Source organism: Bradyrhizobium huanghuaihaiense, assembly GCF_007830635.1.
Lineage (GTDB): Bacteria > Pseudomonadota > Alphaproteobacteria > Rhizobiales > Xanthobacteraceae > Bradyrhizobium > Bradyrhizobium huanghuaihaiense.
Genome location: NZ_VLLA01000022.1, coordinates 143,159 through 167,688, shown reverse-complemented (window position 1 = coordinate 167,688; position 24,530 = coordinate 143,159). Strand labels below are relative to the sequence as shown.

General features: G+C 66.3%; 19 protein-coding genes and 1 pseudogene. 7 read left to right on the top strand and 13 right to left on the bottom strand.

Going from position 1 to position 24,530, the window contains the following annotated elements; genetic code table 11:
* Positions 1-43 precede the first annotated feature (43 nt).
* The 9 genes from IQ16_RS33960 to IQ16_RS33920 form a co-directional block, all read right to left on the bottom strand.
* The gene (locus tag IQ16_RS33960) at positions 44-1,159 is read right to left on the bottom strand and encodes a sensor histidine kinase (protein WP_018646959.1); all 1,116 of its coding nucleotides are present in this window, start codon (positions 1,157-1,159) and stop codon (positions 44-46) included.
* On the bottom strand, positions 1,156-1,596 hold the full coding sequence (locus tag IQ16_RS33955; RefSeq protein WP_018646960.1) for a response regulator: 441 nt from the start codon (positions 1,594-1,596) through the stop codon (positions 1,156-1,158). The genes IQ16_RS33960 and IQ16_RS33955 overlap by 4 nt, the downstream gene beginning before the upstream one ends.
* Positions 1,593-3,110, bottom strand: a complete 1,518-nt coding sequence (locus IQ16_RS33950; protein WP_018646961.1) for a sensor histidine kinase — start codon at positions 3,108-3,110, stop codon at positions 1,593-1,595. The genes IQ16_RS33955 and IQ16_RS33950 overlap by 4 nt, the downstream gene beginning before the upstream one ends.
* A 107-nt stretch (positions 3,111-3,217) precedes the next feature.
* On the bottom strand, positions 3,218-4,576 hold the full coding sequence (accC, locus tag IQ16_RS33945) for an acetyl-CoA carboxylase biotin carboxylase subunit (protein WP_018646962.1): 1,359 nt from the start codon (positions 4,574-4,576) through the stop codon (positions 3,218-3,220).
* Between the two features lie 82 nt (positions 4,577-4,658).
* Positions 4,659-5,150, bottom strand: coding sequence for an acetyl-CoA carboxylase biotin carboxyl carrier protein (gene accB / locus IQ16_RS33940; RefSeq protein ID WP_018646963.1), 492 nt, complete (start codon positions 5,148-5,150; stop codon positions 4,659-4,661).
* Positions 5,151-5,185: 35 nt separating this feature from the next.
* Entirely contained in the window at positions 5,186-5,653 is a 468-nt protein-coding gene (aroQ, locus tag IQ16_RS33935; protein WP_018646964.1) for a type II 3-dehydroquinate dehydratase, read from the bottom strand.
* Positions 5,654-5,878: 225 nt separating this feature from the next.
* Positions 5,879-6,712 carry a DUF1236 domain-containing protein gene (locus IQ16_RS33930; protein WP_018646965.1) on the bottom strand — a complete coding sequence of 278 codons (834 nt, stop codon included), beginning with the start codon at positions 6,710-6,712 and terminating at the stop codon, positions 5,879-5,881.
* A gap of 214 nt (positions 6,713-6,926) precedes the next feature.
* Complete coding sequence (locus IQ16_RS33925) at positions 6,927-7,694, bottom strand: DsbA family protein (RefSeq protein ID WP_018646966.1); 768 nt, start codon at positions 7,692-7,694, stop codon at positions 6,927-6,929.
* Between the two features lie 98 nt (positions 7,695-7,792).
* The gene (locus tag IQ16_RS33920) at positions 7,793-9,196 is read right to left on the bottom strand and encodes a M48 family metalloprotease (protein WP_018646967.1); all 1,404 of its coding nucleotides are present in this window, start codon (positions 9,194-9,196) and stop codon (positions 7,793-7,795) included.
* Positions 9,197-9,402: 206 nt separating this feature from the next.
* Here IQ16_RS33920 and IQ16_RS33915 point away from each other — a divergent pair, with 206 nt between their 5' ends.
* From IQ16_RS33915 to IQ16_RS33905, 3 genes are all read left to right on the top strand, one after another.
* Entirely contained in the window at positions 9,403-10,590 is a 1,188-nt protein-coding gene (locus IQ16_RS33915; protein ID WP_145831994.1) for a pyridoxal phosphate-dependent aminotransferase, read from the top strand.
* Positions 10,591-10,677: 87 nt separating this feature from the next.
* Positions 10,678-11,235, top strand: a complete 558-nt coding sequence (locus tag IQ16_RS33910) for a biotin transporter BioY (RefSeq protein WP_018646969.1) — start codon at positions 10,678-10,680, stop codon at positions 11,233-11,235.
* A gap of 84 nt (positions 11,236-11,319) precedes the next feature.
* Complete coding sequence (locus IQ16_RS33905; RefSeq protein ID WP_018646970.1) at positions 11,320-12,654, top strand: dicarboxylate/amino acid:cation symporter; 1,335 nt, start codon at positions 11,320-11,322, stop codon at positions 12,652-12,654.
* Between the two features lie 19 nt (positions 12,655-12,673).
* Here IQ16_RS33905 and IQ16_RS33900 read toward each other — a convergent pair whose 3' ends face one another.
* Complete coding sequence (locus IQ16_RS33900; protein WP_018646971.1) at positions 12,674-13,558, bottom strand: SDR family oxidoreductase; 885 nt, start codon at positions 13,556-13,558, stop codon at positions 12,674-12,676.
* A 92-nt stretch (positions 13,559-13,650) separates the two neighbouring features.
* Between IQ16_RS33900 and IQ16_RS33895 the strand changes: the two genes are divergently transcribed.
* From IQ16_RS33895 to IQ16_RS33885, 3 genes and pseudogenes are all read left to right on the top strand, one after another.
* Positions 13,651-14,487, top strand: coding sequence for a helix-turn-helix transcriptional regulator (locus tag IQ16_RS33895; RefSeq protein ID WP_018646972.1), 837 nt, complete (start codon positions 13,651-13,653; stop codon positions 14,485-14,487).
* 48 nt (positions 14,488-14,535) lie between these two features.
* Positions 14,536-16,676, top strand: a pseudogene (locus IQ16_RS33890) (tetratricopeptide repeat protein).
* Between the two features lie 179 nt (positions 16,677-16,855).
* The gene (locus IQ16_RS33885) at positions 16,856-17,590 is read left to right on the top strand and encodes a phosphotransferase enzyme family protein (RefSeq protein WP_026312614.1); all 735 of its coding nucleotides are present in this window, start codon (positions 16,856-16,858) and stop codon (positions 17,588-17,590) included.
* Between the two features lie 33 nt (positions 17,591-17,623).
* On the opposite strand, the gene IQ16_RS33880 is transcribed toward IQ16_RS33885, so the two are convergent.
* Entirely contained in the window at positions 17,624-18,856 is a 1,233-nt protein-coding gene (locus IQ16_RS33880) for an NAD(P)/FAD-dependent oxidoreductase (protein WP_018646975.1), read from the bottom strand.
* A gap of 27 nt (positions 18,857-18,883) precedes the next feature.
* On the bottom strand, positions 18,884-20,380 hold the full coding sequence (locus IQ16_RS33875) for an amidase (RefSeq protein WP_018646976.1): 1,497 nt from the start codon (positions 20,378-20,380) through the stop codon (positions 18,884-18,886).
* A gap of 209 nt (positions 20,381-20,589) precedes the next feature.
* Between IQ16_RS33875 and IQ16_RS33870 the strand changes: the two genes are divergently transcribed.
* Positions 20,590-21,270: a helix-turn-helix domain-containing protein gene (locus IQ16_RS33870; RefSeq protein WP_018646977.1), complete on the top strand. Its 681-nt coding sequence runs from the start codon at positions 20,590-20,592 to the stop codon at positions 21,268-21,270.
* A gap of 62 nt (positions 21,271-21,332) precedes the next feature.
* Here the strand turns inward: IQ16_RS33870 and IQ16_RS33865 are convergent, their stop codons facing one another.
* Complete coding sequence (locus tag IQ16_RS33865) at positions 21,333-24,413, bottom strand: Rne/Rng family ribonuclease (protein ID WP_018641681.1); 3,081 nt, start codon at positions 24,411-24,413, stop codon at positions 21,333-21,335.
* Positions 24,414-24,530 lie beyond the last annotated feature (117 nt).

Below are 24,530 nucleotides of genomic sequence, written 5' to 3'. Positions count from 1 at the left end.
CAATAGCAGGATCGCAATGCGGTTGCGATGGGGGCGAGGCGGGTCAGCTCGCGGCGGCGTTGTTGGCCTTGCCGGGCGGCGCGGGCAGGCGCTGGAACCGGAGCACGATGCGGGTTCCGGAATGGGTGGGGTCACGCTCCACCGAGGCGTCGAGCTTGGTGGCCATGGCAGCGACGATGCGCTGGCCCATGCCGGTGGAGCGCGGGTCGGCCTTGACGTTGTCGCCGACGCCGTCGTCGGCGATCGTCAGCAGGAGATCCTCGCCCTGCGAGGTCAGCTCGACGTGGATCGGGCCGGCGCCGTCGGGATAGGCGTATTTCACCGCGTTCATCACCAGCTCGTTGACGATGATGCCGACGGCGACCGCGCGATCCGGGTCGATCTCGATCGGCTCGGCCTTCAGCGTCAGGCGCGACATCCGGTTACCTTCGGCCGAGCGGCGCAGATCCTCGAGCAGCGAATCCAGATACTGGTTCAGCACCACGCTCTTCAGATCCTGCGAGGTGTAGAGGCGGCGGTGCACCTGCGCGACCGCGGCGACGCGGCCCATCGCGTTGGTCAGCGCGGCCTTGACCTCTTCCTGCGCGGCGGAGCTGGCCTGAAGGTGCAGCAGGGAGGCGATGATCTGGAGCGAGTTGCCGACGCGGTGATTGACCTCGCGCAGCAAGAGCTCGCGCTCGGCGGCAAGCGCGGCGTAGCGGTCGCGCGAGGCGTGAACCTCGGCTTCCGCCTCCTCCCGTGCCCTCTGCAGCTCGGCCTGGCGCAGCGCGCCCTCGGCGGCGACGTGGAGCAGGGGGATGAAGTCGCCCTTGACGTCCTTGACGAGATAATCGGCCGCACCCGCCTTCAGCGCGGTGACCGCGATGCTGGAGTCCTGCGAGGCCGTGACGAACACCACGGGAGGCGCGTCCGGGATCGCCATGATCTGCTCGAGCGTCTCGAGGCCGTCGAGGCCCGGCATGTACTGGTCGAGCGCAATAACGTCGATGCTGCCTTTGATACCGTCCTGCGCGCCGGCCCCGCGGATGTGCTCGAGGCCTTCCTCGCCGCTGGCGGCGTGGATGACCCTGTAGCCGCGCCGCGTCAGGCCGCGTTCGACCAGGCGCGCGAGCGCGTCGTCGTCGTCGATATAGAGCAGTGTCGGCGTTGGCTGGTTCATGGGGCGGCGGGCGGAACCTGGATGACCGAGAAGAACAGCCCGAGCTGCCGGATGGCGTTGGCGAAATTCTCGTAATTGACGGGTTTGGTGATGTAGACGTTGCAGCCGAGCTCGTAGCAGCGCTTGATCTCCTGGGAATCGTCGGTGGTCGTGAGCACGACCACCGGCGAGGCCTTGAGATATCTGTTTTCCTTGATCTGCTTCAGGATGTCGATCCCGCTCATGTCGGGCAGGTTGAGGTCGAGCAGGATCAGGAGGGCGTTGCCCTTCTGGGGAAGCCCGCTGCCGTCGGCGCCGAACAGATGCTTCATCGCATCGGTGCCGTTGGCGAACGAGATGATCTCGTTGTTGACGCCGGAGCGGCGGATGTTGCGCTCGATCAGCCGGGCGTGCCCCTCGTCGTCCTCGATCATGATGATGGTGACTGGCTGCGTCATCGATCTGTCTTCCGGGTGGTGGCGTTCCAGGCGACGGGCAGCGTGATGGTGAACGTGCTGCCCGCGTTGAGTTCCGACGATACCGACATGGTGCCGCCGAGACGACGCACAAGTGCACGCACATGTGCAAGACCTATGCCCTGTCCCGGCTTGTCCTGGGTTCCCGCACGGCGGAACAGGTCGAATATCCGCTGATGATCCCTAGCGTCGATGCCGCGGCCGTTGTCGCTGATCTCGAAGATAGCGTAGCCGAGCTTGGTCCGCCCGCGAATTCTGATCTCGCCGGGCACGCCGTTCTTCAAGTACTTGATCGCGTTGTCGATCAGATTCGAGAAGATCTGCTCCAGCGCAAGGCGATCGCTGACGATGTCGGGCAGTGGCTCGACGTGGATTTCGGCCTGCGCTTCGACGGCCTGATGCGCCAGCGTCGACACGATGGCCTCGACGAACTCGCGGATGTCGATCTTCTCCGGCTGGAATTCGCGCCGGCCCTCGCGGGTGAGGTTGAGGATCGCCGAGATCAGCCGGTCCATCTTGGCGATCGACGATTTGATGAAGCCGAGCGCCTCGGAGAAATCCTCGGAAAGCTGCTTGTCGGGGCCTTCGAGTGCGATCTCGCCGGAGGGCAAGGGCGGCCCGTCGGCCGGGACGTGGGTGAGGCTGCTGACGCGACGGAAGATGTCGCCGCCGAGCTCTTCGAGCTCGCTGGTGAAGCCCATGATGTTGACGAGCGGTGAGCGCAGATCGTGGCTCACGATATAGGCGAAACGCTGGATCTCGTTGTTGGCCTCGCGCAGGTCTGCCGTGCGTTCGTCAACGAGGGCCTCCAGATTGGCGTAGGCGTCGCGCAGGCGGGTCTCGGCCTCGTCACGCATGCGCGCCGAACGCCGTAGCAGCCAGATCGAGATCAGCGCCAGCACCACGACGAGGCCTGAGCCGATGCCGGTGAGAGATGCGGCCAGCGTCTGGCTGCGGTCGGCATTGGCGGAGCGGAGCCGGAACAGCCGCTCCTCTTCGCGGATCATCGCATTGGCGAGGTTGCTGATAGTGGTGGTGGTGTTACCTGCAGCGGCCTCGCGCACCAGGGCCTTGGCATTGTCGAGTTGACCCTGCTTGACGAAATCCATCTCGCGCGCGAACTGGCCGAGCCGGACCTCGATCGCGGCGCTGAGCTTCTCGACGCTGTCGCGCTGCGCCGGACTGTCGCCGATCTGGCGCGTGAGCTTGTCGAGCGCCGGAATGATCGCTGCGATGGCCCGCTCATGATCCGCCTGGAAATCCGGTCCCTGCGTCAGGAGAAAGCCGCGAGCGCTGCTCTCGGCCCGTCGGACCTCGAGCAGCAGCGTGTTGACCTGGTTCTCCACCTCGATGGTGTGGAGCACCCATTTGCTGTCGTCGCGCGCCTTGTTGACGAGGTAGACCGAGCCGGCGCTGATCACGGTCAGCACCACAAGGCCCGCTGCGAACAGCAGGATGTGCCAAAACGCGCGCCGCCGCTGCGCTTCAGCCGTCACGACGGTGTCGCCCAGTCGAGATCAATGGAAATCCAACGCCCCTTTTCAAACAGCTCCCAGCTGCTCAAAACGCCCGTGAAGGCAACGGGTTCCCGGGGGTGGGGGATTTATTTGGGGGCGGGTTCCGCCTTGCCGGCCAGATACTGTTCCAGCCAGTGGATGTGATAGTCGCCGTTGATGATGTCGTCCTGACGAACGAGGTCGCGGAACAGCGGCAGTGTGGTCTCGATGCCTTCGACCACCATCTCGTCCAGCGCCCGACGCAGCCGCATCAGGCATTCGGCGCGGGTCTTGCCGTGCACGATCAGCTTGCCGACGAGGGAATCGTAATAGGGCGGGATCGTGTAGCCCTGATAGACGGCGGAATCGATCCGCACGCCGAGCCCGCCGGGCGGGTGATATTGCGTGATGCGGCCCGGCGAGGGCCGGAAGGTCTGCGGATTCTCCGCGTTGATCCGGCACTCGATGGCGTGGCCGATGATCTGGATCTCGCTCTGCTTCGCCGGCAGCTCGCCGCCGGCGGCGATGCGGATCTGCTCCAGCACGAGGTCGATGTCGGTGATGCTCTCGGTGACGGGATGCTCGACCTGGATACGCGTGTTCATCTCGATGAAGTAGAACTCGCCGTCCTCGAACAGGAACTCGATGGTGCCGACGCCGAGATATTTCATCTCGCGCATAGCCTTGGCACAGGTCTCGCCGATCTTGGCGCGCGCGGCGGCGGCCAGCACGGGCGAGGGGCCTTCCTCCCAGACCTTCTGGTGGCGGCGTTGCAGCGAGCAATCGCGCTCGCCGAGATGGATCGCGCCGCCGCGGCCGTCGCCGAGGATCTGGATTTCGATGTGGCGCGGCTTCTGGAGGTATTTTTCGAGATAGACCGAGGCGTCGCCAAAGGCGGATTTGGCCTCGTTGGCCGCCGTCGACAGCGCCAGCTGGAGGTCGGCCTCACTGTGGGCGACCTTCATGCCGCGGCCGCCGCCGCCCGCCGCCGCCTTCACCAGGACGGGAAAGCCGATCTTCTTCGCGATCGCCATGGCGTCATCGTCGGGGCCGACCGCGCCGTCCGAGCCGGGCACCACGGGGATGCCGAGCTTCTTGGCGGTCTTCTTGGCCTCGATCTTGTCGCCCATCAGGCGGATGTGCTCGGCCTTGGGGCCGATGAAATGCAGATTGTGCTCGGAGAGGATTTCCGCGAAGCGCGCGTTCTCGGAGAGGAAGCCGTAGCCGGGATGCACGGCATCGGCGCCGGTGATCTCGCAGGCCGCGAGCAGCGCGGGCACGTTGAGATAGCTGTCCTTGGACGCCGGCGGCCCAATGCAGACGCTCTCGTCCGACAGGCGCACATGCATGGCATCAGCGTCGGCCGTGGAGTGAACGGCAACGGTCGCGATCCCGAGCTCCTTGCAGGCCCTGAGGATGCGAAGGGCGATCTCGCCGCGATTGGCTATGAGGATCTTGTCGAACATGGTGCCTCAGCGGGCGAATAGGGAGCAGCGAATAGCGAGTGGCAAGACAGGCACCATTCGCTATTCGCCATTCGCCACTCGCTTATTCAATAATGACCAGCGGCTCGCCGTACTCGACCGGCTGGCCGTCCTCGACCAGGATCTGCGTCACCGTGCCGGCGCGCGGCGAGGGAATCTGGTTCATGGTCTTCATGGCTTCGATGATCAGCAGCGTCTGGCCGACCGAGACCTTGGAGCCGACCTCGATGAACGGCTTGGCGCCGGGCTCCGGCGCCCAATAGGCGGTGCCGACCATAGGCGAGGTCACGGCGCCCGGATGCTTGGACAAATCGGCCGCGGCGGAAGCGGGCGCGGCGGCGCTTGCCGCCAAAGGCAGGGCGGCAGCGGCCGCGACCGGCATCGGCATGGTCGCCGCGACACTGATGTTGCGGGCGACGCGCAGGCGGAGGCCCGCGCGCTCGATCTCGATCTCGGTGAGGCTGGTCTCATCGAGCAGAAGGGCGAGCTCGCGCACGAGCGCGGAATCCTCGCTGGAAAACTTTGCGGCTGCTTTGTCGTCTGGCTGGCGCGCCATGTTGTTTGATCCGAATGTTCTGTTGGAAGGGAGCGTCAGGCTTTGGGCTTGATGCCGAGCTTGGCGGCAAGGCCCTGGATGGCGAGGCGGTAGCCTTCGATGCCGAAACCGCACAGCGAGGCGAACGCGGCGCGCGCGGTGTAGGAGTGGTGACGAAAACTCTCGCGGGCGTGGATGTTGGTCACATGCACCTCGACCGTCGGGATCTGCACCGCGAGCAGCGCGTCGTGCAGCGCGATCGAGGTGTGCGAATAGCCGCCGGCATTGATGATGATGCCCTTCATCTTGCGCGCATGCGCCTCGTGGATGAAGTCGATCAGCTCGCCCTCGCGGTTGGATTGGCGGCAGTCGGCCTTGAGGCCGAACGTCGCCGCCGTCTCGCGGCACAGCGCCTCGACGTCGGCCAGCGTCGCATGGCCATACTTTTCAGGCTCGCGCGTCCCCAACATGTTGAGGTTCGGCCCGTTGAGAACGAGGATCGTGTCGGTTGCTGGTTCTGCCATTCCAATCCCGGAAGAGGTGCTTCGGCGTGGCGGGGTTATAGGTAACAAAGCGCCCTAGGGGAAGCCTTGAAGGACCTCCCAAGGGGCTTCAGGCACCTCATCCGGGGTGCAAAAACCTGTGCGGAAGCTACGGAAATTGCTTGTTAACCAGTCCAAAGCATGGCTGCCGGCCAAACGCAAGGAGGCGGGCATTGCGGCCCGCCTCCGAGATAGTCGTCATCAGCCCTAGACGTCGAGAACCGCGACGATCTCGTAGGTGTTCGGATCGATGATCACGATCTGCTCGCGGACCATGACGTAGCGGTAGTTGCGCCACTCCGGATAGATCGTCGCAACCCGGGACGGCAGGGCGTGCAGCTCGATGCCCTCGCGCGGAATGCGGGTGCCGACCGAGACCGCGAAGTTCACATTGCTCACAGGGGCCACGCGCTGCTCGCGGATCACCGAGGTGATCTGGGTCCGCTGCTCGGTCGAGAGCTTGGCGCCAGCGCCAGCCTGGCCGACCGTCGTGTTGGTGCTGGTCTGGCCCTGGGCGTTCTGGTTGGTGCCGGTGCCGGTCTGACCCTGAGCGTTCTGGTTGGTGCTCGTGGTCCCCTTCTGGCTCTCGGCATTGTTGGTCGAGGTGCCGCTCTTGCTGCCCTCAGCCTTCATGTCCTTGGTGCCCTTGGTCTCGGTTTCCTTGCTCATGCTGCCCTTGGACTTCTCGTCGCTCCGCGGGCTCTGGCCAACCGTCGACGACTTCTCCGACTGCGTCGACTTCTCACGCGTCGCCCCCGGTTGGTCCTTGTTCATCTTGTCGGACTGAGTCGACTTGTCATGAGCGCTCGGCTGATCCTTCATGCCGCCGGCCTGGCCGACTGTTCCCTTGTCATGCTTGTCTTGCTTGTCCATGGACTCTTGCTTGCCCATGGAGCCGCTGCGCTCGCCAGAAGGCTGCGTACTGTGCTGGGTCTGCTGGCCACCCCCGTAGTCCTTGGTTCCGGTTCCTTGCGCGTTGGCAAAACCGGTGCCGGAGATCAGCGCCAAGGCTGCAACCGAGACCAAAAAGCGATTAGTCATTTGAACCTCTCCTCACGTGATTTCTTTGCGTCATTGCCCGCGCCGACAACGAAAGGAGAGCGTGGTCGTTCCGAATTCCAGGGGGTTCCGACGCGCTTTGTTTATTGAACGCCGGATGAACGGTCTCGCCCGGATCGCGACAAACTGCGTGCGAACCCGCGCAAAAAAAGAGGCCGGCGGTGAGCCGGCCTCTTTCAACGCAATGTCGTGTCGCTCAGCAGGTCGCCTTGCCGCAGCGGGCAATGCCGATCTTTTCCTTCAGGCCTTCAACGCCGACCGCGCCGATCACGATCTGCTTGCCGATCACGTAGCTCGGCGTGCCGTTCATGCCCATCGCCTCGGCGAGCTTGAAGTTCTCCTCGATGGTGGCGCGCACTTCGGGGCTGGTGAGGTCCTTCTCGATTTTCGCGGTGTCGAGCCCGGCGTCCTTGGCCGCCTGCATGGCGCGCGCCTTGTCGGCCGCGCCGCGGCCGCCGAGCAGCTTCTGGTGGAAGTCGAGATACTTCTTGCCGGAGGGATCCTGCATACGCACGGCGACCGCGACCTGCGCGGCTTCGACCGAGCCCTGGCTCAGCACGGGAAACTCCTTCAGCACGACCTTCAGCTTGGGATCGCCCTTCATGAGGGTCAGCATGTCATCCATCGCGCGCTTGCAGTAGCCGCAATTGTAATCGAAGAACTCGACGAAGGTGACGTCGCCGTCCTTGTTGCCGAGCACGACCTGGCGCGGCGAGTTGAAGATCGCCTCTGAGTTCTGCGCGATGCTGGCCTCGTGCTTCTGCGTTTCGGCCGCGGCCTGGCGCTTGGTGAGCTCGGTCATCGCTTCCTCGAGCACCTCGGGATGGGTGACGAGATAGTTCTTGACGATCGCCTCGATGTCGGTGCGCTGGGCATCGGAGAAGCTGTCGGCCGACGCGGGCGCGGCTGCGCCGAACATGGCGAGCGCAAACAGCGCGGGGGCAAGCAGACGCAGCGAAGGCATAGGCAAATCCTCTTATCCAAAGCAGGTTTCGGAAAACGTCCCGGCGGACTCAAAGCTCGGTGTCGTGACGTCGTGGTCTCAAGGCGTCGTTCCAGTTTTCAGTTGCGCGGCGGCTTGGCCGCCACGATGTCGTCGGCCTTGACCCATCCGGGCGTGCCGACGGCGAAACGGGTTTTCGCGCGCGTTGCAAGCTCGCGGGCGGTCTTGTTGTCGCCGCGCAGGTAAGCGGCCTGAGCCGATGCGAGATCCGCCTCGGCATAGTCGCCCTTCCGGCCATAGGCCATCGCGAGCTGGGTATAACCGAGCACCGCCTCGGGCTCCCGCGCCACGGCGGTGCGAAGAATCCGAACGGCGTCTTCGGTGTAGGCTTTATTATCGGTTCCAACCAGAGCCTGCCCAAGTAACATCTCGATGAGGGGCGAGTTGTTGGAGAGCTGCACGGCTTTGCGCAGCGGAGCGATGGCCTCGGCGGGCTTGCCGCTCTCGAGCAGCGCCTGGCCGCGTACCTCGTAGAAATACGGGTTGTTGGGCTGGACCTGGATCAGGGCGTCGATCTGGGCGAGGGCGCTGCGCAGATCGCCGTGCAGATAGGTGCTGATGGCCCGGGCATAGCGCGCCGGCATGCTGTCGTTGGTCTGCGGATAGCGGCGATACACCGTCTCCGGCCGCTCCATGAAGGCCGAGATCTTGGCGCGCACCATGTCGTGGCGGAGCTGGAGTGCGGGATCGTCCTTCTTCTCCCAATAGGGACTGCTGCTGGCGAACTCCTGCAGTGCCGCGACGCGCTCGGCCGGCATCGGATGCGACTGGAGATAGGGGTCGGCGCCGCGCGCGGCGAACAGGCTCTCGCTGGTGAAGCGCTTGAAGGTCTCGTACATGCCCCTCGGCGACTGCTGGGTCGCGGTCAGGAATTTCACGCCGGCGCGGTCGGCGTTCTCCTCCTGCTGGCGCTGGTAGGACAGCAGCGTGCGGCGGATCATCTCCTGCGGTCCGGCGATCGCGGCGGCGCCCGCATTGGCAAGGCCGTTGTTGCCGGCGCTGCTTGAGCTGCGGGTGCTGCCGGCTGCGATCGCACCGGCGCCGAGCAGCATCGCGATGATCATCTGGGTCTGCGCGTTGGCGAGCTGCTCGCGCAGCTTGGACAGATGCCCGCCGGCCAGATGCCCGGTCTCGTGCGCGAGCACGCCGATGATCTGGTTCGGCGTCTCCGACTGGAGGATCGCGCCGTAATTGACGAAGATGCGGCGGCCGTCTGCGACGAACGCGTTGAACGCGCTGTCGTTGATGATCACCATCTGGATGTTCTGCTTTTCCAGACCGGCGACGCGCAGGATCGGGCGGGTATATTCGCGCAGGAGCTGTTCGGTCTCGGTATCGCGCAGGATCGGCGGACCCTTGCTCTGCGCGCGTGCCGCCGGGAGCGGCGCCAGTGCGATCGCCGCGGCCGTGACGAGGGCGGTGAGGGCGGAGGCCTTCTTGCGCAATGCGGTCTGGAGCAACATCAGGCGGTCTTGGTCAAACGGTCTCGGCAAAGGGACCTGGAATGCAGTTTTCGTGATTGGTTTTGGCGATTGGCGGCGGACCGGATACGCGATATGGCCTATGAGCCGTACCCCTTATGAGCCGTACAATGCGGCCAGTCTGGGGCGCAAGCGCCCCGTTTTGAAGGACCGGACGGACCGGTCCGCCAGCGAAATAGCAGAAATCGATGCAGGATGCGACATTGAGGAACCGGTTGGGGCAGTGGCTCGAGCCCTCCCGCCGCAGCGACGTTCCCCCGTTCATGGTGATGGACGTGATGGCCGCCGCGGCCCGAATCGAGGCCGCCGGCGGCCATGTCATCCACATGGAGGTCGGCCAGCCCGCGGCCGGCGCGCCGAAAACCGCGATCGCGGCCGCCCATGCCGCGCTCGAGGCCGGCCGGATCGACTATACCTCCGCGCTCGGTATCCCTTCCTTGCGCGAGCGGATCGCGCGGCACTATCGCGACGTCCATGGGTGTGACGTCAGCCCCGAGCGGATTGTGGTGACGACGGGCTCGTCCGGCGGATTCATCCTCGCGTTCCTGTCGATGTTCGAGCCCGGGGACCGCGTCGCCGTGACGGTGCCGGGCTATCCGCCATACCGCCACATCCTGACTGCGCTCGGCTGCGAGCCGGTGCTGATCGAGACGACGAACGAGACACGCCACGCGCTCACCGGCGAGGCGCTGCTTGCCGCCCATCGCAAGGCGCCGCTGAAGGGCGTGCTGGTCGGCAGTCCCGCCAATCCGACGGGAACGATGATGTCCCGCGAGGCGCTCGCCGGCCTGATCGCGGCGGCGGAAGACGCCAAAATCCGCTTCATCTCGGACGAGATCTATCACGGGCTGGACTACGCGTTTCCGGCGGTGACGGCCGCGGCGCTGTCCGACCACGCACTCGTGATCAATTCGTTCTCGAAGTATTTTTGCATGACGGGCTGGCGCGTCGGCTGGATGGTCGTGCCGGAGATTTTGGTGCGCCCGATCGAGCGGCTGCAGCAGAACCTGTCGATCTCGGTGCCCTCGCTGTCGCAGATCGCCGCCGAGGCCGCCTTCGACGGCGCCGCCGAGATGGAGGAGATCAAGCACGGCTATCAGGAAAACCGGCGCATTTTGATCGAGGGACTGCCCAAGGCGGGGCTCAGCAAGTTCTTGCCGGCCGATGGTGCGTTCTACCTCTATGCCGATGTGTCGGACTTCACTTCCGACAGTTTCGAATTCGCCAAGCAGATGCTGGAACAGGCCCATGTGGCGGCGACGCCGGGCGTCGATTTCGATCCCATCCATGGCCGTTCATTCATACGGTTCTCTTATGCCCGTTCGGCAGAAGAGATGCGGGAGGCAGTTGACCGGATCGCTCACTGGCTTAAATAGCCGCCAGTTTTCGCCAGCCTTCCGGAGTGCAACTTGTCTGACCGTTCCGTGCCCACCGCCGCCACGCATTCTCCTCTCGCCGCATTGATGTGGCCGACCCGTCCGGGCGAAACAGTCGGTGCACTGCGTGCCGTCGCGCTGATTGCGCTCGGCACCGCCTTGATGGCGCTATCAGCCAAGGTGAACCTGCCGCTGCCTTACGTGCCCATGACGTTGCAGACGCTGGTGGTGCTGATGATCGGCGCCGCCTACGGCTGGCGCCTTGGCAGCGCAACCATGATCGCCTACCTCGTCGAGGGTGCGCTTGGCCTGCCGGTGTTCGCCGGTCCCGTGGGTGGGATTGCACCGCTGGTTGGCCCGACCGCGGGCTATCTGTTCGGCTTCGTGCTCGCTGCCTTCGTCACCGGCTGGCTCGCCGAGCGCGGCTGGGATCGCAGCGTGGTGCTGCTGTTCGCCGCGATGGCCGTCGGCCACATCGTCATTCTGGCCGCCGGCTTCGGCTGGCTGGCCTTCGGCCTCGGTCTGGGCGCGGCGAAAGCCTGGCAGGTGGGCCTTGCGCCGTTCATCGCGGCGTCCCTGGTCAAGAACGCGCTGGGCGCGACGCTGATGCCGGCGGCGCGCCGGCTCGTCGATCGTCGCGGGTAAAGCGCACCATTCCGAGCGGTTCCAATTGACAGGGCCGGCCAAGTTGATCTTGGCTGGCCCCAATGTTCGAGGGGGAGTGAAACGATGACGACGACAACGATGGCGGGGGCGCCGGTCGCGCCGGCCGCAGCAAAGCCGTGGTACAAAGTCCTCTATGTCCAGGTGCTGATCGCCATCGTGCTCGGCGCTATCGTCGGCTGGCTCTGGCCGTCGTTCGCCACCAACGACTGGATCAAGGCGATGGGCGACGGCTTCATCAAGCTGATCAAGATGGTGATCGCCCCGATCATCTTCTGCACCGTGGTGTCGGGCATCGCGCACATCCAGGACGCCAAGAAGGTCGGCCGCATCGGCGTCAAGGCGCTGGTCTATTTCGAGGTCGTCTCGACCTTCGCGCTGGTGATCGGTCTCATCGTCGGCAATCTCGTCAGGCCGGGCGCAGGCTTCGGCAATGCGGCGGCGAGCGAGGCGGCCGTTGCGAACTACGCCAAGCAGGCCGCCGGCCAGAAGTCCGTAGACTTCGTGCTGCACATCATTCCGGACACCGTGGTCGGCGCCTTTGCGCAAGGCGAGATCCTGCAGGTGCTGCTGTTCTCGGTGCTGTTCGGCTTCGCCATCATGAGCCTGGGTGAGCGCGGCCACACCATCCGCAGCTTCATCGACGATGCCGCGCATGCGGTGTTCGGCGTCATCTCCATCGTGATGCGCGCGGCGCCGATCGGTGCGTTCGGCGCGATGGCCTACACCATCGGCAAGTTCGGCACCGGCGCGATCCTCAATCTGATCGGCCTGATCGCGACGTTCTACGTCACGGCTGCGCTGTTCGTGTTCGTCGTGCTCGGCATCATCGCGCGGATGGCGGGGTTCTCGATCTTCAAGTTCCTGGCCTACATCAAGGACGAGCTGCTGATCGTGCTCGGTACCTCCTCCTCGGAAAGCGCGCTGCCGTCCTTGATGGAGAAGCTGGAGCGGCTCGGCTGCTCGAAGTCGGTGGTCGGCCTCGTGGTGCCCACGGGCTATTCGTTCAACCTCGACGGCACCAACATCTACATGACGCTGGCGACGCTGTTCATCGCCCAGGCGCTCGGCGTCGATCTCTCCTTCGGCCAGCAGCTGACCATCCTGGTGGTGGCGATGCTGACCTCGAAGGGCGCCTCCGGCATCACCGGCGCGGGCTTCATCACGCTGGCGGCAACGCTCGCCGTGGTCGATCCGCGCCTCGTGCCGGGCATGGCGATCGTGCTCGGCATCGACAAGTTCATGAGCGAGTGCCGTGCGCTGACCAATCTGTGCGGCAACGGCGTCGCCTGCGTGATCGTCGCCTGGTGGGAAGGTGAGCTCGACCGCGACAAGCTCAACGCCAACCTCTCCAAGCAGGTCGATCCGACCGACATGGAGACGGCGATCACGACGGACTGATCCGGACGCGAGCCACGCGTCAGACCTCGAAGTAACAGGGCTGGTCGAGATCCTCGATCAGCCCTTTTTCTTTGGGCTCCCAGCCGAGTGCCGCACGCGTCTTCGCGCTCGAGGTCGGAACGTCGATGCTGGCGAACCGCGCGAACCATCCGAAATGGGACTCGGCGTCGTCACTGGACTTCGCGACCACGGGCACGCCGAGCCGTTTGCCGATCACTTCGGCAATCGTCTTGAACGGCACGCCTTCCTCGGCGATGGCGTGATAGCGGCGGGCGGATGCGACTTGCTCCAGCGCGAGCCGGTAGACGCGCGCGGCATCGAGGCGGTGCGCGGCCGGCCAGCGGTTGCTGCCATCGCCGATATAGGCCGCAGCACCTTTCTCGCGGGCGATCGCGATCAGGCGCGGGACAAATCCGTGGTCGCCCTCGCCGTGGGTGGTGGGCGGCAGCCGCACGATGCCGGCGCGGACGCCTTGCTGCATGAGATCCTCGGCGGTCGCTTCCGAGACGCGCGGAAAGTGGCGGGCTGCGGCATCGTCCTCGGTCGCGAGGCGTCCGGGCGCAAGCAGCGCCACGCCTGAGGTCACGATGAGCGGGCGCTCGGAGCCCTTGAGCTCCTCGCCGATCGCCAGAATGGCGCGGCGGTCGAGCTCGCAATTCTCGGTAAATTTCGAGAAGTCGTGGTTGAAGGCGAGGTGGAGCACGCCGTCGGATGCGGCCGCGCCGCTGCGCAAGGAGGCATGGTCCTCCAGCGAGCCGCGATGGACCGCGGCGCCCATCGCCGCGACGGTCGCAGCACCGGCGTCGGTCCGGGCAAGGCCGGTGACAGCGTGGCCGGCGGCGATCAGGTCGCGAACGACGGCGGAGCCGACAAAGCCGGTGGCGCCGGTGACGAATACGCGCATGAGATATCTCCTCGGGGTTGGTGGCGAGGACCATCTGCGCTAGACTTATCCGGGTAAAGTAGTGACGTTATCAGGGTATAATAGCTAACAGGATGAGCGAGACCGCCCCAGCCGAGAACCTGCTCGGGACCTACCTGAAGGACCGCCGCACCCGGCTCGATGCCGCCGCGTTCGGCCTCAGTGGCAGCCGCAGGCGCACGCCCGGGCTCCGTCGCGAGGAGGTGGCGCAGCGCGCCAATATCAGCCCGACCTGGTACACCTGGCTGGAGCAGGGCCGCGGCGGGGCACCCTCGGCCGACGTGCTCGACCGTATCGCCCGCGCCTTGATGCTGACCGATGTCGAGCGCGAGCATCTGTTCCTGATCGGCCTCGGCCGCCCGCCCGAGGTGCGTTACCAGGCGGCGGAAGGCGTTTCGCCGCGGCTGCAGCGCGTGCTCGATGCGCTCGCATTCAGCCCTGCATTGGTGCGGACCGCGACCTGGGACGTCGTTGCCTGGAATCGGGCCGCGAGCGTGGTGCTCACCGACTATGGCGCGATCCCGCCGGGCCAGCGCAACATCCTCCGCTTCATCTTCTGCGATCCGCGCGTGCGCGCCGCGCAGTACGACTGGGACAGCGTCGCCCGTTTTGTGGTGGCGGCGTTCAGGGCGGATGCCGCGCGCGCCGGTGCCGTCTCGCATGTTGCCGATTTCGTCGACGAGCTGTGCCGGACCAGTCCGGAATTCGCAGCGCTGTGGCGCGACAATGACGTGCGCCATCATGGCGACGGCACCAAGCGGCTGCGCCATCCCGTTCACGGCACCATGTCGTTCGAATATTCGAGCTTCAACGTCGAGGGCCGCTCCGATCTCAGCATGATCGTCTACAACCCGGCGACGCCTGGTGACGCCGATCGCATCAGGACATTGCTCGCCGAGCGCGCCGACTGACGGAATTTTCGAGCTCGCGCGTTTAACCCGCATCTCGGAGCTTGAGGGGTGGGTATCGTGAGCGACGCGGCTGTGAATCCGATTGTGTTGCAGGCGGCGGAGCATTTTGCGGCGGGGCGGCCGGACGAGGCGGATGCTCTGTGCGCCGAGGTTCTGAAGGCAGAGCCGGATCACGTCCCGGCGCTGCATCTGGCCGCCGTCGCCGCCTTCGTCAGCGACCGCGCGGCGGAGGGCGCCGCGCTGCTCGGACGCATCTTCAGCGTCGATCCCGAGCACGCGCCGGCGCTCGTCACGCTCGGCGATGCACTCGCGGTGAAGGGCGAGCAGGAGGGGGCGGTCGCGGCATTCCGGCGCGCGCTGGTGCGGCGGCCCGACGATGCCGGCCTGCACAACAAGCTCGGCGTCGCGCTCGGCGAGCTCGCGCGCTTCGACGAGGCCGAGGCCGCCTATCGCCGCGCACTGGCGCTCGATGCGCAACTGACGCGGGCGTGCTTCAACCTCGCCGTCGTGCTTGCGGAACAGGGGCGGCTTGCGGAGGCCGAAGAGGCCTATCGCGCGGTCATCGCGCGGGAGCCTTCGTATCGCGGCGTCTGGCTCAATCTCGGCAATCTCCTCATCGACCAGGCGCGGCTCGGCGAGGCGGAGGCGGCCTATCGCCACGCGCTTGACGTTGATCCTGATGATCCCGGCGTGCTGTGCAATCTCGGGGCCGCACTCTATCGGCAAGGATCGCTGGAGGACGCCATCGTCCAGTATCGCCGCGCCATCGCGCTTGCACCCGACAATGCTCCGGCGCTGCGCCTGCTCGGTCTGGTCCTGCACGAGGCCGGTCATCTGCAGGAGGCCGCTGAGGCCTACAGGCGGAGCTTTGCGCGCGATCCGTCGGACCATGTGATCGCAGCAACCTCGGTGCCTGTCTCTCCGAGCTCGGCGAACTGGACGAGGCGATCTCGGCCTGCGAGCACGCGCTGCTGCTGAAGCCTGATCACGCTCCGACCTGGACCAATCTCGGCATCATCTTCGAGAAACAGGAGCGCGCTGCCGACGCGGTCGCGGCGCACCGCTGTGCGGTCGTCGCCGACCCTGATTATGCCAAGGGGCACGCCAATCTCGCGGTCGCGCTGCGCAATGCCGGCGAGATCGACGAAGCGCTCGCGGTCTCGCATCGCGCCATCGCGCTCGATCCCGAGCAGCCGCTCGCGCAATATAACCACGCGCATTTCCTGCTGATGAACGGCGATTTCGCGGAAGGCTTCGAGACCTATCGCTGGCGACGCAAATGCAAGACGCTGTCGGACGGCGATCCCGCATTCGACGAGCCGGAATGGCAGGGCGAGCCGCTCGAGGGCCGCACCTTGCTGCTGTTCGCCGAATACGGCCTCGGCGACGCCCTGCATTTCGTGCGCTATGTGCCGATGGTGGCGGCGAAGGGCGGTAGGATCATTTTGCAGGTTCAGCCTGCGCTCGCCGTGCTGCTGCAGCAGCTTCCCGACGTCACCGTGATCCCGCGCGGCGTGCCGCTGCCGCCGTTCGATCTGCAACTGCCGCTGATGAGCCTGCCGCGCATCTTCGGCACCACGCTCGACACCGTTCCGGCTGATGTCCCGTACCTCCATCCCGATCCCGCAAAACTGTCGCGCTGGCGCGCGGCGCTTGCGGATGTGACGGCGCTGAAGGTCGGCGTGGTCTGGGCCGGCAATGCCAGGCACAAGGGCGACCGGCAGCGCTCGCTGTCAGCCGAAGCCGTGCTGCCGCGCCTCGTGATGCCGGGCGTGCAGCTCTACTCCTTGCAAAAGGAGCCGCGGCCGGAGGATGCCGCGGTGCTGGCCGCACTCGGCACGGACATCATCGATCTTGCGCCCGCGCTCGGCGATTTCGCCGACACGGCGGCAGCGGTTGCTGCGCTCGATCTCGTCGTCGCCGTCGACACGTCGGTCGCGCATCTCGCGGGCGCGCTGGGACGCACCGTGTGGATGCTGACGCCTTACGCGCTGGACTGGCGCTGGCTGCGGGATCGCGAGGACAGCCCGTGGTACCCGACCATGCGGCTGTTCCGTCAGCGCAGCCCCCGCGAATGGGACGATCCGTTGCTGCGCCTCTCGGCTGCGCTCGCGGTGCTTGCCGCAAGCGCGGAGAGCTGGACCAATGCTTGCTGCCGCAGCTCAATTGCAGATGGGGCGACGAAGTAGGCCGCGCGGGACTAGGGCGCGTACTCATTGGAGCCGGGGCCTTTCGTGTTGCGGGGGCGCAACAATCGGATACGGCCGTCACGGCAGGCCTGTTGCATCGTCTGCTTCGGGCCAATAGTGGCATTCGCCAAAACGTCTTTTGCCAGCCAACTCGATGAGGAGCGCCTTTGATGTCGCCAGTGGGATGGGAGGCAATCCGGCAGTGGGGTGAAGATGTCGCTCGCATCGAACCCCTCACTGGCGGAGTCGCCAACGACGTGTGGAGCGTGCGAGTCCACGGGCACCTCGCAGTCGGTCGTCTCGGTACGAGGAGCGACGCTGATCTCGCATGGGAAACCGACCTCCTCCAACACCTCGATCGTGAAGGTCTAACCGTGCCGGTGCCGATCCCGACGACAGACGGCAGGTTGTTCGCGGACGGTCTAGTGGTGATGACATACGTGGAAGGCGGACCGCCCGAGACGGAGGCCGACTGGCGTCGCGTGGCGGACACGCTCCGCCGACTGCATCAGTTGACGCAGGGCTGGCCGCAGCGCCCAGGTTGGCGATCGTCGACCGACCTCCTGCACGTCGAAACCGGGACGAGGATCGATCTCGGCGCGATGCCGCCTGAGAGCGTTGCTCGATGCCGAGCAGCGTGGGCACGGCTCGCCGGACGGCAGACATCCGTCGTTCACGGCAACCCTAACAATCCTGGTAACGTCCGAATAACCGCGAACCGGGTCGCACTGATCGACTGGGACGAGTCGCACGTCGACGTCTCCGACCTCGATCTGGTGCTGCCCCACAACGCCGCCGGTCTCGACACTGGCGCGCACGACATTGCCGCCCAAGCGTCGGCCGCATGGGAAGCCGCCGTCTGCTGGGACGACGAGTACGCAATCAAGCGGCTCGCCGAAGTTCGCGCGGTCTGAACGGCCGCGCGGCCGCATCATAGACGCCGCATCCTAGAACCGTTCCGGCCGGTACGGCGCGGGATCGATCGACGGCGTCTCGCCGCTCATGATCTCGGCGAGCAGGCGCCCGGTCGCAGGTCCCAGCGTAAAGCCCTGATGGCCGTGGCCGAAATTCATCCAGAGGCCGGGATGGCGCGGGGCCTGTCCGAGCACCGGCAGCATGTCGGGCGTGCAGGGGCGGGTGCCGAACCACGGATCGGGTTCGACGCGCTTGCCGAGATCGATCAGCTCGCGTGCGGAGGCTTCGGCGCTGGCGAGCTGCACCGGCGTTGCGAGCGCATCCGGACCGGTCAGCTCGGCGCCGGTGGTGATGCGGATGCCCTTGGCCATCGGGCCCATGGCGTAGCCGCCGCCCTTGTCGACGAGCGGCAGATCGAGCGAGGCGCCGCCGCTGTAATGCATGTGGTAGCCGCGCTTGCGCACCAGCGGGATGCGATAGCCGAACTTGTACAACAGATCGGGCGACCATGGCCCGAGTGTCACGACGGCGTGGGCGGCGTCGATGCGTCCCTGATCGGTGTCGACCGACCAGCCGCTCGTAGTCTGCTGCAGCGACTGCGCATCGCCGAGCACGATCCTGCCGCCGAGGCGCGCGAACAGCTCGGCATAGGCCGTGACCAGTGCGCCCGGATCGGACACGGTCCAGGTGTCGAGCCAATGGATCGCGCCGGGCAGGTCGTCGCGCAGGATCGGCTCGGCCTTGGTCAATTCGCTGCCTGACAACACGCGAAAGTTCACACCGAATTCGCGCTGGTCCTGTTCCGCGTCCTTGATCGACTGCTCCAGGGCGGCGGCATCGCGATAGAGCGCGCGATAGCCGGCGCGGCGGATCAGATTGTCGGCGTGGGCTTCGCGGATGAGGATGTCGTGCTCGCTCGTGGCGTCGCCGATCAGGCGCGCCCAGCCGACGATGGCTTCGCGATGCCGCTTCGGCGCCGAATGCCACCAGTAGCGCAGCAGCGGCTCGATGTGACGATGCAGCGAGGACAGGCTGTAGCGCACGTCATTGGTGCGGCCGGTCGCGATCTTCAGCAGTGTGGAGAGGTCGCGCGGCATCGGATAGGGGCGCACGGCTTCCGCCTGGATCATCCCGGCATTGCCATAGCTGGTCTCGCGGCCGGGCTCCCTGCGGTCGACGAGCGTGACGGCCCAGCCGCGCCGCTGCAGGTGCAGCGCTGCACCCACACCGACCATGCCGCCGCCGAGAACGATCGCGCTTTGCATCGGACAAATTCTCCTGTCAGGCCCGGGTCATTCCCAGGTGAGAAAATCGGGCGCGGCCGACAGCGGCGGCGCCGCGGCGAGCCGCGCGAGGTCGGGTATGGGCCGGCACATGTGTGCGTCGTTCGCGAAAGCCGCCTCGATGCTCGCGGCGACCGAGAGCACGATGGCATCGCCGCCGCGCGGGCCGACGATCTGCAGGCCGAACGGCAGGCCGGCCTCATCGAGGCCGAGCGGGATGCTGATCGCCGGGTGGCCGGCAAGCGTAACGGCATAGGCGAGCGCGAGCCAGTGGAAATAGGATTTGGTCGGCACGCCGTCGATCTCGGCGGGATAGAGCTCCGACCACGGACGCGGGCTCAGCGTGATGGTCGGGCTGATCAGCACGTCGCAACGCGCGAAGAAGCTCTGGTAGGCGCGATAGATCCGCGTCTGCGTCGTGGCCGCGCGCGCGTGGTCCTCGAGCGTGTAGCCGAGGCCTTCCTCGACATTGGCGCGGACGTTCGGACCGAGCATGTCAGGCCGTTCTTTATAGTTCTTGCCATGCGTCGCCAGGAACATGCCCGCGCGCAGCACGGCGAAGGCGTCGTCCGCGCCGGAGCAGTCGGGCGTTGCCTCGCGGCTTTCGGCGAACAGGGGCGCGAGCTTGCTGACGCGATTGCGGAACACGCGGCGGATCGCCTGTTCGGTCGGCGCGAAGCCGAAGTCTTCGGTGAAGGCGAGACGCAGCTTGCCGAGATCGGCGGGACGCGGCGCGGCCCAGCGTTCGGCGCGCGCACGCAACGGTTCGCCGGGCAGGGTGTAGGCGAGTGGATCGCGGGCATCGTCGCTCGCCATCACCGACAGCATCAGCGCGGCGTCGGCGACGTTGCGCGCCATCGGCCCGTCGGTCGACAGGTTCGACCAGCCGAAGATGCGCTTCTCGCTTGGGACAAGGCCATAGGACGGACGTATGCCGACGATGCCGGAGAAGCCGGCCGGATTGCGCAAGCTTCCGCCGGTGTCGGAGCCCGAGGCGAGCGGGGCCATGCCGCAGGCGAGCGCCACCGCCGAGCCGCCGGAGGAGCCAGCCGCCGAGCGCATGGGATCGAACGGATTGCCGGTCGCGCCGAACACGGGGTTGCGGGTGTTGCCGCCGGCCGCCCATTCCGGCGTGTTGGTCTTGCCGAAGATGATGGCGCCGGCGGCCCGTATGCGAGCAACCGAGCCCTGGTCGGCGACCGGCACGTTGTCGCGCAGCAGCGGGCTGCCATAGGTGGAGCGCATCCCGGCGGTGTCCTGGGTGTCCTTGATCAGGACCGGCAGGCCGTGCAGCGCGCCGCGATCCTCACCGCGCAGGATGGCTGCCTCGGCCTCCTTCGCCGCAGCGCGCGCGCCCGGCTCGTCCAGAGTCACGACAGCGTTGACGGCGCCATTGACGGCGGCGATGCGCGCGAGGCAGGCATCGAGCAGCTCGACAGGCGAGATCGTCCGCGCAGCCAGCAGGCGGCGCAGCTCAACGGCACTGGAATCGCACAGTTCGGACAACGCCCGCTCCCTTTCAGATTATGAAAACGATTTAGCATATCGGAAAGCAGAGTGGGGCGCCAAAATTCGTCAGTCTGAGCTATTTTCATGCGCCAATGGAGCACGGCCTGCCCGATCAGCGCCCAATTAGGGTCGATTCGGACTGTTTAGGTCGAAAAGATTAGATCTATCGATCAACTATTTTTCTTTGGTCGTGCTAGCATCGCGACATGAGTGAGATCACGACATCAGAAACTGCCAATTCCCAGCTCGGCCAATGCCTCAAGGCCGCCCGCCAGGCGCGCGGCCTGACGCTCAAGCAGGTGGCGGAGCGGACCGGGATGGCGCTCTCGACCCTGTCCAAGGTCGAGAACGGCCTGATGTCGCTGACCTACGACAAGCTGCTCCAGCTCACCTCGGGCCTGAAGATGGAAATCGCCGAGCTGTTTAATCCCGCGGTCGCTGCGCCCGCGCGGGGCCGGCCGGTGACTGCGCGGCGGAGCATCAGCCGGGCCGGGCAGGGGCAGGTGATCACCACGAAGTTCTACACCTACACCTATCAATGCACCGACCTGATCGGCAAACGCATGGTGCCGATCGTGGCCGAAGTGCGCGCGCGCTCGCTTGAGGAGTTCGGTCCGCTGCTGCGTCACGGCGGCGAGGAGTATTTCGTGGTGACGCGCGGACGCGTCGCCGTCCACACCGAGTTCTATGCGCCGGAGATCCTGGGCGAGGGCGACGGCATCTATCTCGACAGCACCATGGGCCACGCCTACCTCAATGCCGGCGAAGGACCTTCGGCAACAGGCGTCTGCCTCTGCACCAGCGAGGCGCCCGATCTCTACGACCAGCTCCGCCAGATCGCCGCGCGCGACGTCGCGCCGCTCGGGGATGACGAGCTGCCGTCGTAGGGGCGGCCCCCTGAAATGAAAAACGCCCGGCTTGGCCGGGCGTTTTTTGTTTGGCGTTCGGCTTACTCGCCGCCGCCGAAGCGGCGGGACCACCAGCCGGCGCGGCGTGGGGCAGCCGGCGTCTCGGTTGCCGCTTCCGGCGCGGGTTCGGGGGCCGGTGCCGGCGGAGCGACCGGCTCGGCTGCCTGTGCAACCGGCGCTGCCGGCTCGCTCGCGCTGCTCGACAGGAAGCTCACCTTTTCGCGGACCGTGGAACGGCGCCGCGTGGCCTTGTCGTCGGTGGATTCTTCTTCCATCGCAACAGGAGTGGGAGCCGGCTCGAGCTGGGCCGGCGCCGCAGCCTGAACTTCGGCACGCGGCTCGGGCTCGGCGATCTGCGGTTCAGTGGTGTCTTCGACCTGCGCGATCGAGGGCGCAGCCTCACCGCTGGCGCCGTCGAAATCGGCCACTGCATCGCTTGCTTCCGGCGCGGCATTGGCCGCGAGCTCGTCGCTGATGGAGCCGGCGAGACCTTCCTCATTGCCGCCACGACGGCGACGTCCGCCCCTACGACCGCGCCGGCGCCGGCGCTCGCCGCTGCCCTGCTGCTCGCCACGGGCTGCCTGCTCCTCGCCTTCCTCGCCGTCCTGCTCGGACTCGGAATCCTCGTCGCCTTCGCTGGCTGCCACGGCCGCCTCGGGGAGACTGGGCGCACCATCCTCACGCAGTTCGCCCTCGCGCTGGCCACCGCGGCCGCGCCGGCGACGGCGGCGCTTGCGGCGCTGACCGTCCTGCTCGGGGGCAGCCTCTCCAGAAGCCTGCTCCTCAGTGAGACCTTCGGTCTCCTCGGACTCGATCTCGGATTCCAGCTCCGAATCGAACTCCTCGTCGTCATAGGCGTCTTCGACCAAGGGCGGCGGGCTCGCAGCCGCCTGCGCCGCGAGCAGCGCCTTGGCGGCTTCCAGCGTGTGCACCTGCTCACCGCGGTCGATGAGATAGGCCTGCGGGCCGCTGACGCTGGGATCGGCGATGACCGACAGCGTGACCTTGAAGCTGTTCTCGAGGTCGCGCAGATGGCCGCGCTTGTGGTTCAGCACATAGAGCGCGACGTCGGTGCGGGTGCGGACCACGAGATTGTGGGTCGCGCCCTTCATCAGGATCTCTTCGAGGCCGCGCAAGAGCTGTAGCGCCACCGAAGACACCGAACGGACGTGGCCGGTGCCGCCGCAATGCGGGCAGGGATCGGTCGAGCTCTCGAGCACGCTGGCGCGGATGCGCTGACGCGACATCTCCAGGAGGCCGAAATGCGAGATGCGGCCGACCTGGATGCGCGCGCGGTCCTGGCGCAGGCAGTCGGACAGCTTGCGCTCGACCGCACGGTTGTTGCGCTTCTCGTCCATGTCGATGAAGTCGATGACGATCAGGCCGGCGAGGTCGCGGAGGCGAAGCTGGCGGGCGACCTCTTCGGCCGCTTCCAGATTGGTCTTGAGCGCGGTGTCCTCGATATGGTGCTCGCGGGTCGATCGTCCCGAGTTGACGTCGATCGAGACCAGCGCCTCGGTCTGGTTGATCACGACATAGCCGCCGGAGCGAAGCTGCACGGTCGGCGAGAACATCGCATCGAGCTGGCTCTCGACGCCCATGCGCGAGAACAGCGGCTGGCCGTCGCGATACTGCTTCACCGCGCTGACATTGGCGGGCATCAGCATCTTCATGAAGTCGCGCGCTTCGCGGTAGCCGCCGTCGCCGGCAACCTGGATCTCGTCGATCTCCTTGTTGTAGAGGTCGCGCAGCGAGCGCTTGATCAGCGAGCCTTCCTCATAGACGAGGGTCGGGGCCTGCGACTTCAGCGTCAGGTCGCGCACCGTCTCCCACATCCGGATCAGGTACTCGAAGTCGCGCTTGATCTCGGGCTTGGTGCGGGAAGCGCCTGCGGTGCGCAGGATGATGCCCATGCCTTCGGGCACGTCGAGGTCCTGCACGACCTCCTTGAGACGAGAACGGTCCTGCGCGCTGGTGATCTTGCGGCTGATGCCGCCGCCGCGCGCGGTGTTGGGCATCAGCACGGCATAGCGGCCGGCGAGCGAGAGATAGGTCGTCAGTGCCGCGCCCTTGTTGCCGCGCTCTTCCTTGACGACCTGCACCAGCATCACCTGGCGGCGCTTGATGACTTCCTGGATCTTGTACTGGCGGCGCGGGCGGAAGGTACGCTCCGGCACTTCCTCCAGCACGTCGTCGCCGCCGACGGATTCGACGACTTCCTCTTCGGCTTCCTCGCCGTCTTCTTCGTCCTCGTCGTCGTCGTCTTCGCCGGCTGCTTCCGCGGCTTCGGCATGCGGCGCTTCAACGCTCTCGCCGGCGGCGTAGACGGCATCGGCCGGCTCGGTGGCCGACGTCACGGCTTCGGCGAGAGCCTCGGCGTGCGCCTCGAAGGCGTGAGCTTCGACGGTCTGGGCCTCCTGCGGCTCGGCAACGGGCTCGCTCGCCACGACAGGCTCGGCGCCGACGGGCGCGGGCGTCTCGTCGGCATGATCATGGTCATGATGATCGTGTTCGCCGTCATGACCATGGTCGCCATGATCGTGAGGGTGATCATCGTCATGGGCGTGGTGATGGTCGTCGTGCCCGTGCTCGTGGTGCTCGTGATCGCCGTGGTGCTCCGCCTCGGTGTGCAGATGCTCGCCTTCGAGCGGAGCGCCTTCGGTGTAGTCCGGCTGCGGCGCGCCCTCGAGCGGCTGGGCGGCGGGATCGGCGCCGAGACCCTCGACGATCTCGCTGCGCACGCGCTCGCCATGACCGCGGCGGCGGGCATTGCGGTGGCGCGAGCGGCGGCGGCCGTGGGAACGGTTCTCGCTCTCTTCCTCGGCCTCGCGATGGGCCTGTTCCTCGGCCTCGATCAGCGCCTGCCGGTCGGCGACCGGGATCTGGTAGTAGTCGGGATGGATTTCGCTGAAGGCGAGGAAGCCATGGCGGTTGCCGCCATATTCGACGAAGGCGGCCTGGAGCGAGGGTTCGACCCTTGTGACCTTGGCGAGGTAGATATTTCCGCGCAGTTGCTTGCGTTGCGCGGTCTCGAAATCAAACTCTTCGACGCGATTGCCGCGGACCACGACGACCCGGGTCTCTTCCGGGTGGGTGGCATCGATCAACATCTTGTTGGGCATGTCTTAACTCTTGGCGGCGGCGGGCGCGACTCACCGTGGGCGCAATCTGCGCTGCCGGGTGACGCGACGGTCCACCTGATTCGGGGGTGAGGGGAAGGCCGAAACGCCGTCTCTCGC

Excerpts from the sequence above, each read along its gene's own strand:
- IQ16_RS33960 (WP_018646959.1), bottom strand. The coding sequence starts at position 1,159 with ATGAACCAGCCAACGCCGACACTGCTCTATATCGACGACGACGACGCG.
- IQ16_RS33955 (WP_018646960.1), bottom strand. The coding sequence starts at position 1,596 with ATGACGCAGCCAGTCACCATCATCATGATCGAGGACGACGAGGGGCAC.
- accC (WP_018646962.1), bottom strand. The coding sequence starts at position 4,576 with ATGTTCGACAAGATCCTCATAGCCAATCGCGGCGAGATCGCCCTTCGC.
- accB (WP_018646963.1), bottom strand. The coding sequence starts at position 5,150 with ATGGCGCGCCAGCCAGACGACAAAGCAGCCGCAAAGTTTTCCAGCGAG.
- aroQ (WP_018646964.1), bottom strand. The coding sequence starts at position 5,653 with ATGGCAGAACCAGCAACCGACACGATCCTCGTTCTCAACGGGCCGAAC.
- IQ16_RS33930 (WP_018646965.1), bottom strand. The coding sequence starts at position 6,712 with ATGACTAATCGCTTTTTGGTCTCGGTTGCAGCCTTGGCGCTGATCTCC.
- IQ16_RS33925 (WP_018646966.1), bottom strand. The coding sequence starts at position 7,694 with ATGCCTTCGCTGCGTCTGCTTGCCCCCGCGCTGTTTGCGCTCGCCATG.
- IQ16_RS33920 (WP_018646967.1), bottom strand. The coding sequence starts at position 9,196 with ATGTTGCTCCAGACCGCATTGCGCAAGAAGGCCTCCGCCCTCACCGCC.
- IQ16_RS33915 (WP_145831994.1), top strand. The coding sequence starts at position 9,403 with ATGCAGGATGCGACATTGAGGAACCGGTTGGGGCAGTGGCTCGAGCCC.
- IQ16_RS33910 (WP_018646969.1), top strand. The coding sequence starts at position 10,678 with ATGTGGCCGACCCGTCCGGGCGAAACAGTCGGTGCACTGCGTGCCGTC.
- IQ16_RS33905 (WP_018646970.1), top strand. The coding sequence starts at position 11,320 with ATGACGACGACAACGATGGCGGGGGCGCCGGTCGCGCCGGCCGCAGCA.
- IQ16_RS33900 (WP_018646971.1), bottom strand. The coding sequence starts at position 13,558 with ATGCGCGTATTCGTCACCGGCGCCACCGGCTTTGTCGGCTCCGCCGTC.
- IQ16_RS33895 (WP_018646972.1), top strand. The coding sequence starts at position 13,651 with ATGAGCGAGACCGCCCCAGCCGAGAACCTGCTCGGGACCTACCTGAAG.
- IQ16_RS33880 (WP_018646975.1), bottom strand. The coding sequence starts at position 18,856 with ATGCAAAGCGCGATCGTTCTCGGCGGCGGCATGGTCGGTGTGGGTGCA.
- IQ16_RS33870 (WP_018646977.1), top strand. The coding sequence starts at position 20,590 with ATGAGTGAGATCACGACATCAGAAACTGCCAATTCCCAGCTCGGCCAA.
- IQ16_RS33865 (WP_018641681.1), bottom strand. The coding sequence starts at position 24,413 with ATGCCCAACAAGATGTTGATCGATGCCACCCACCCGGAAGAGACCCGG.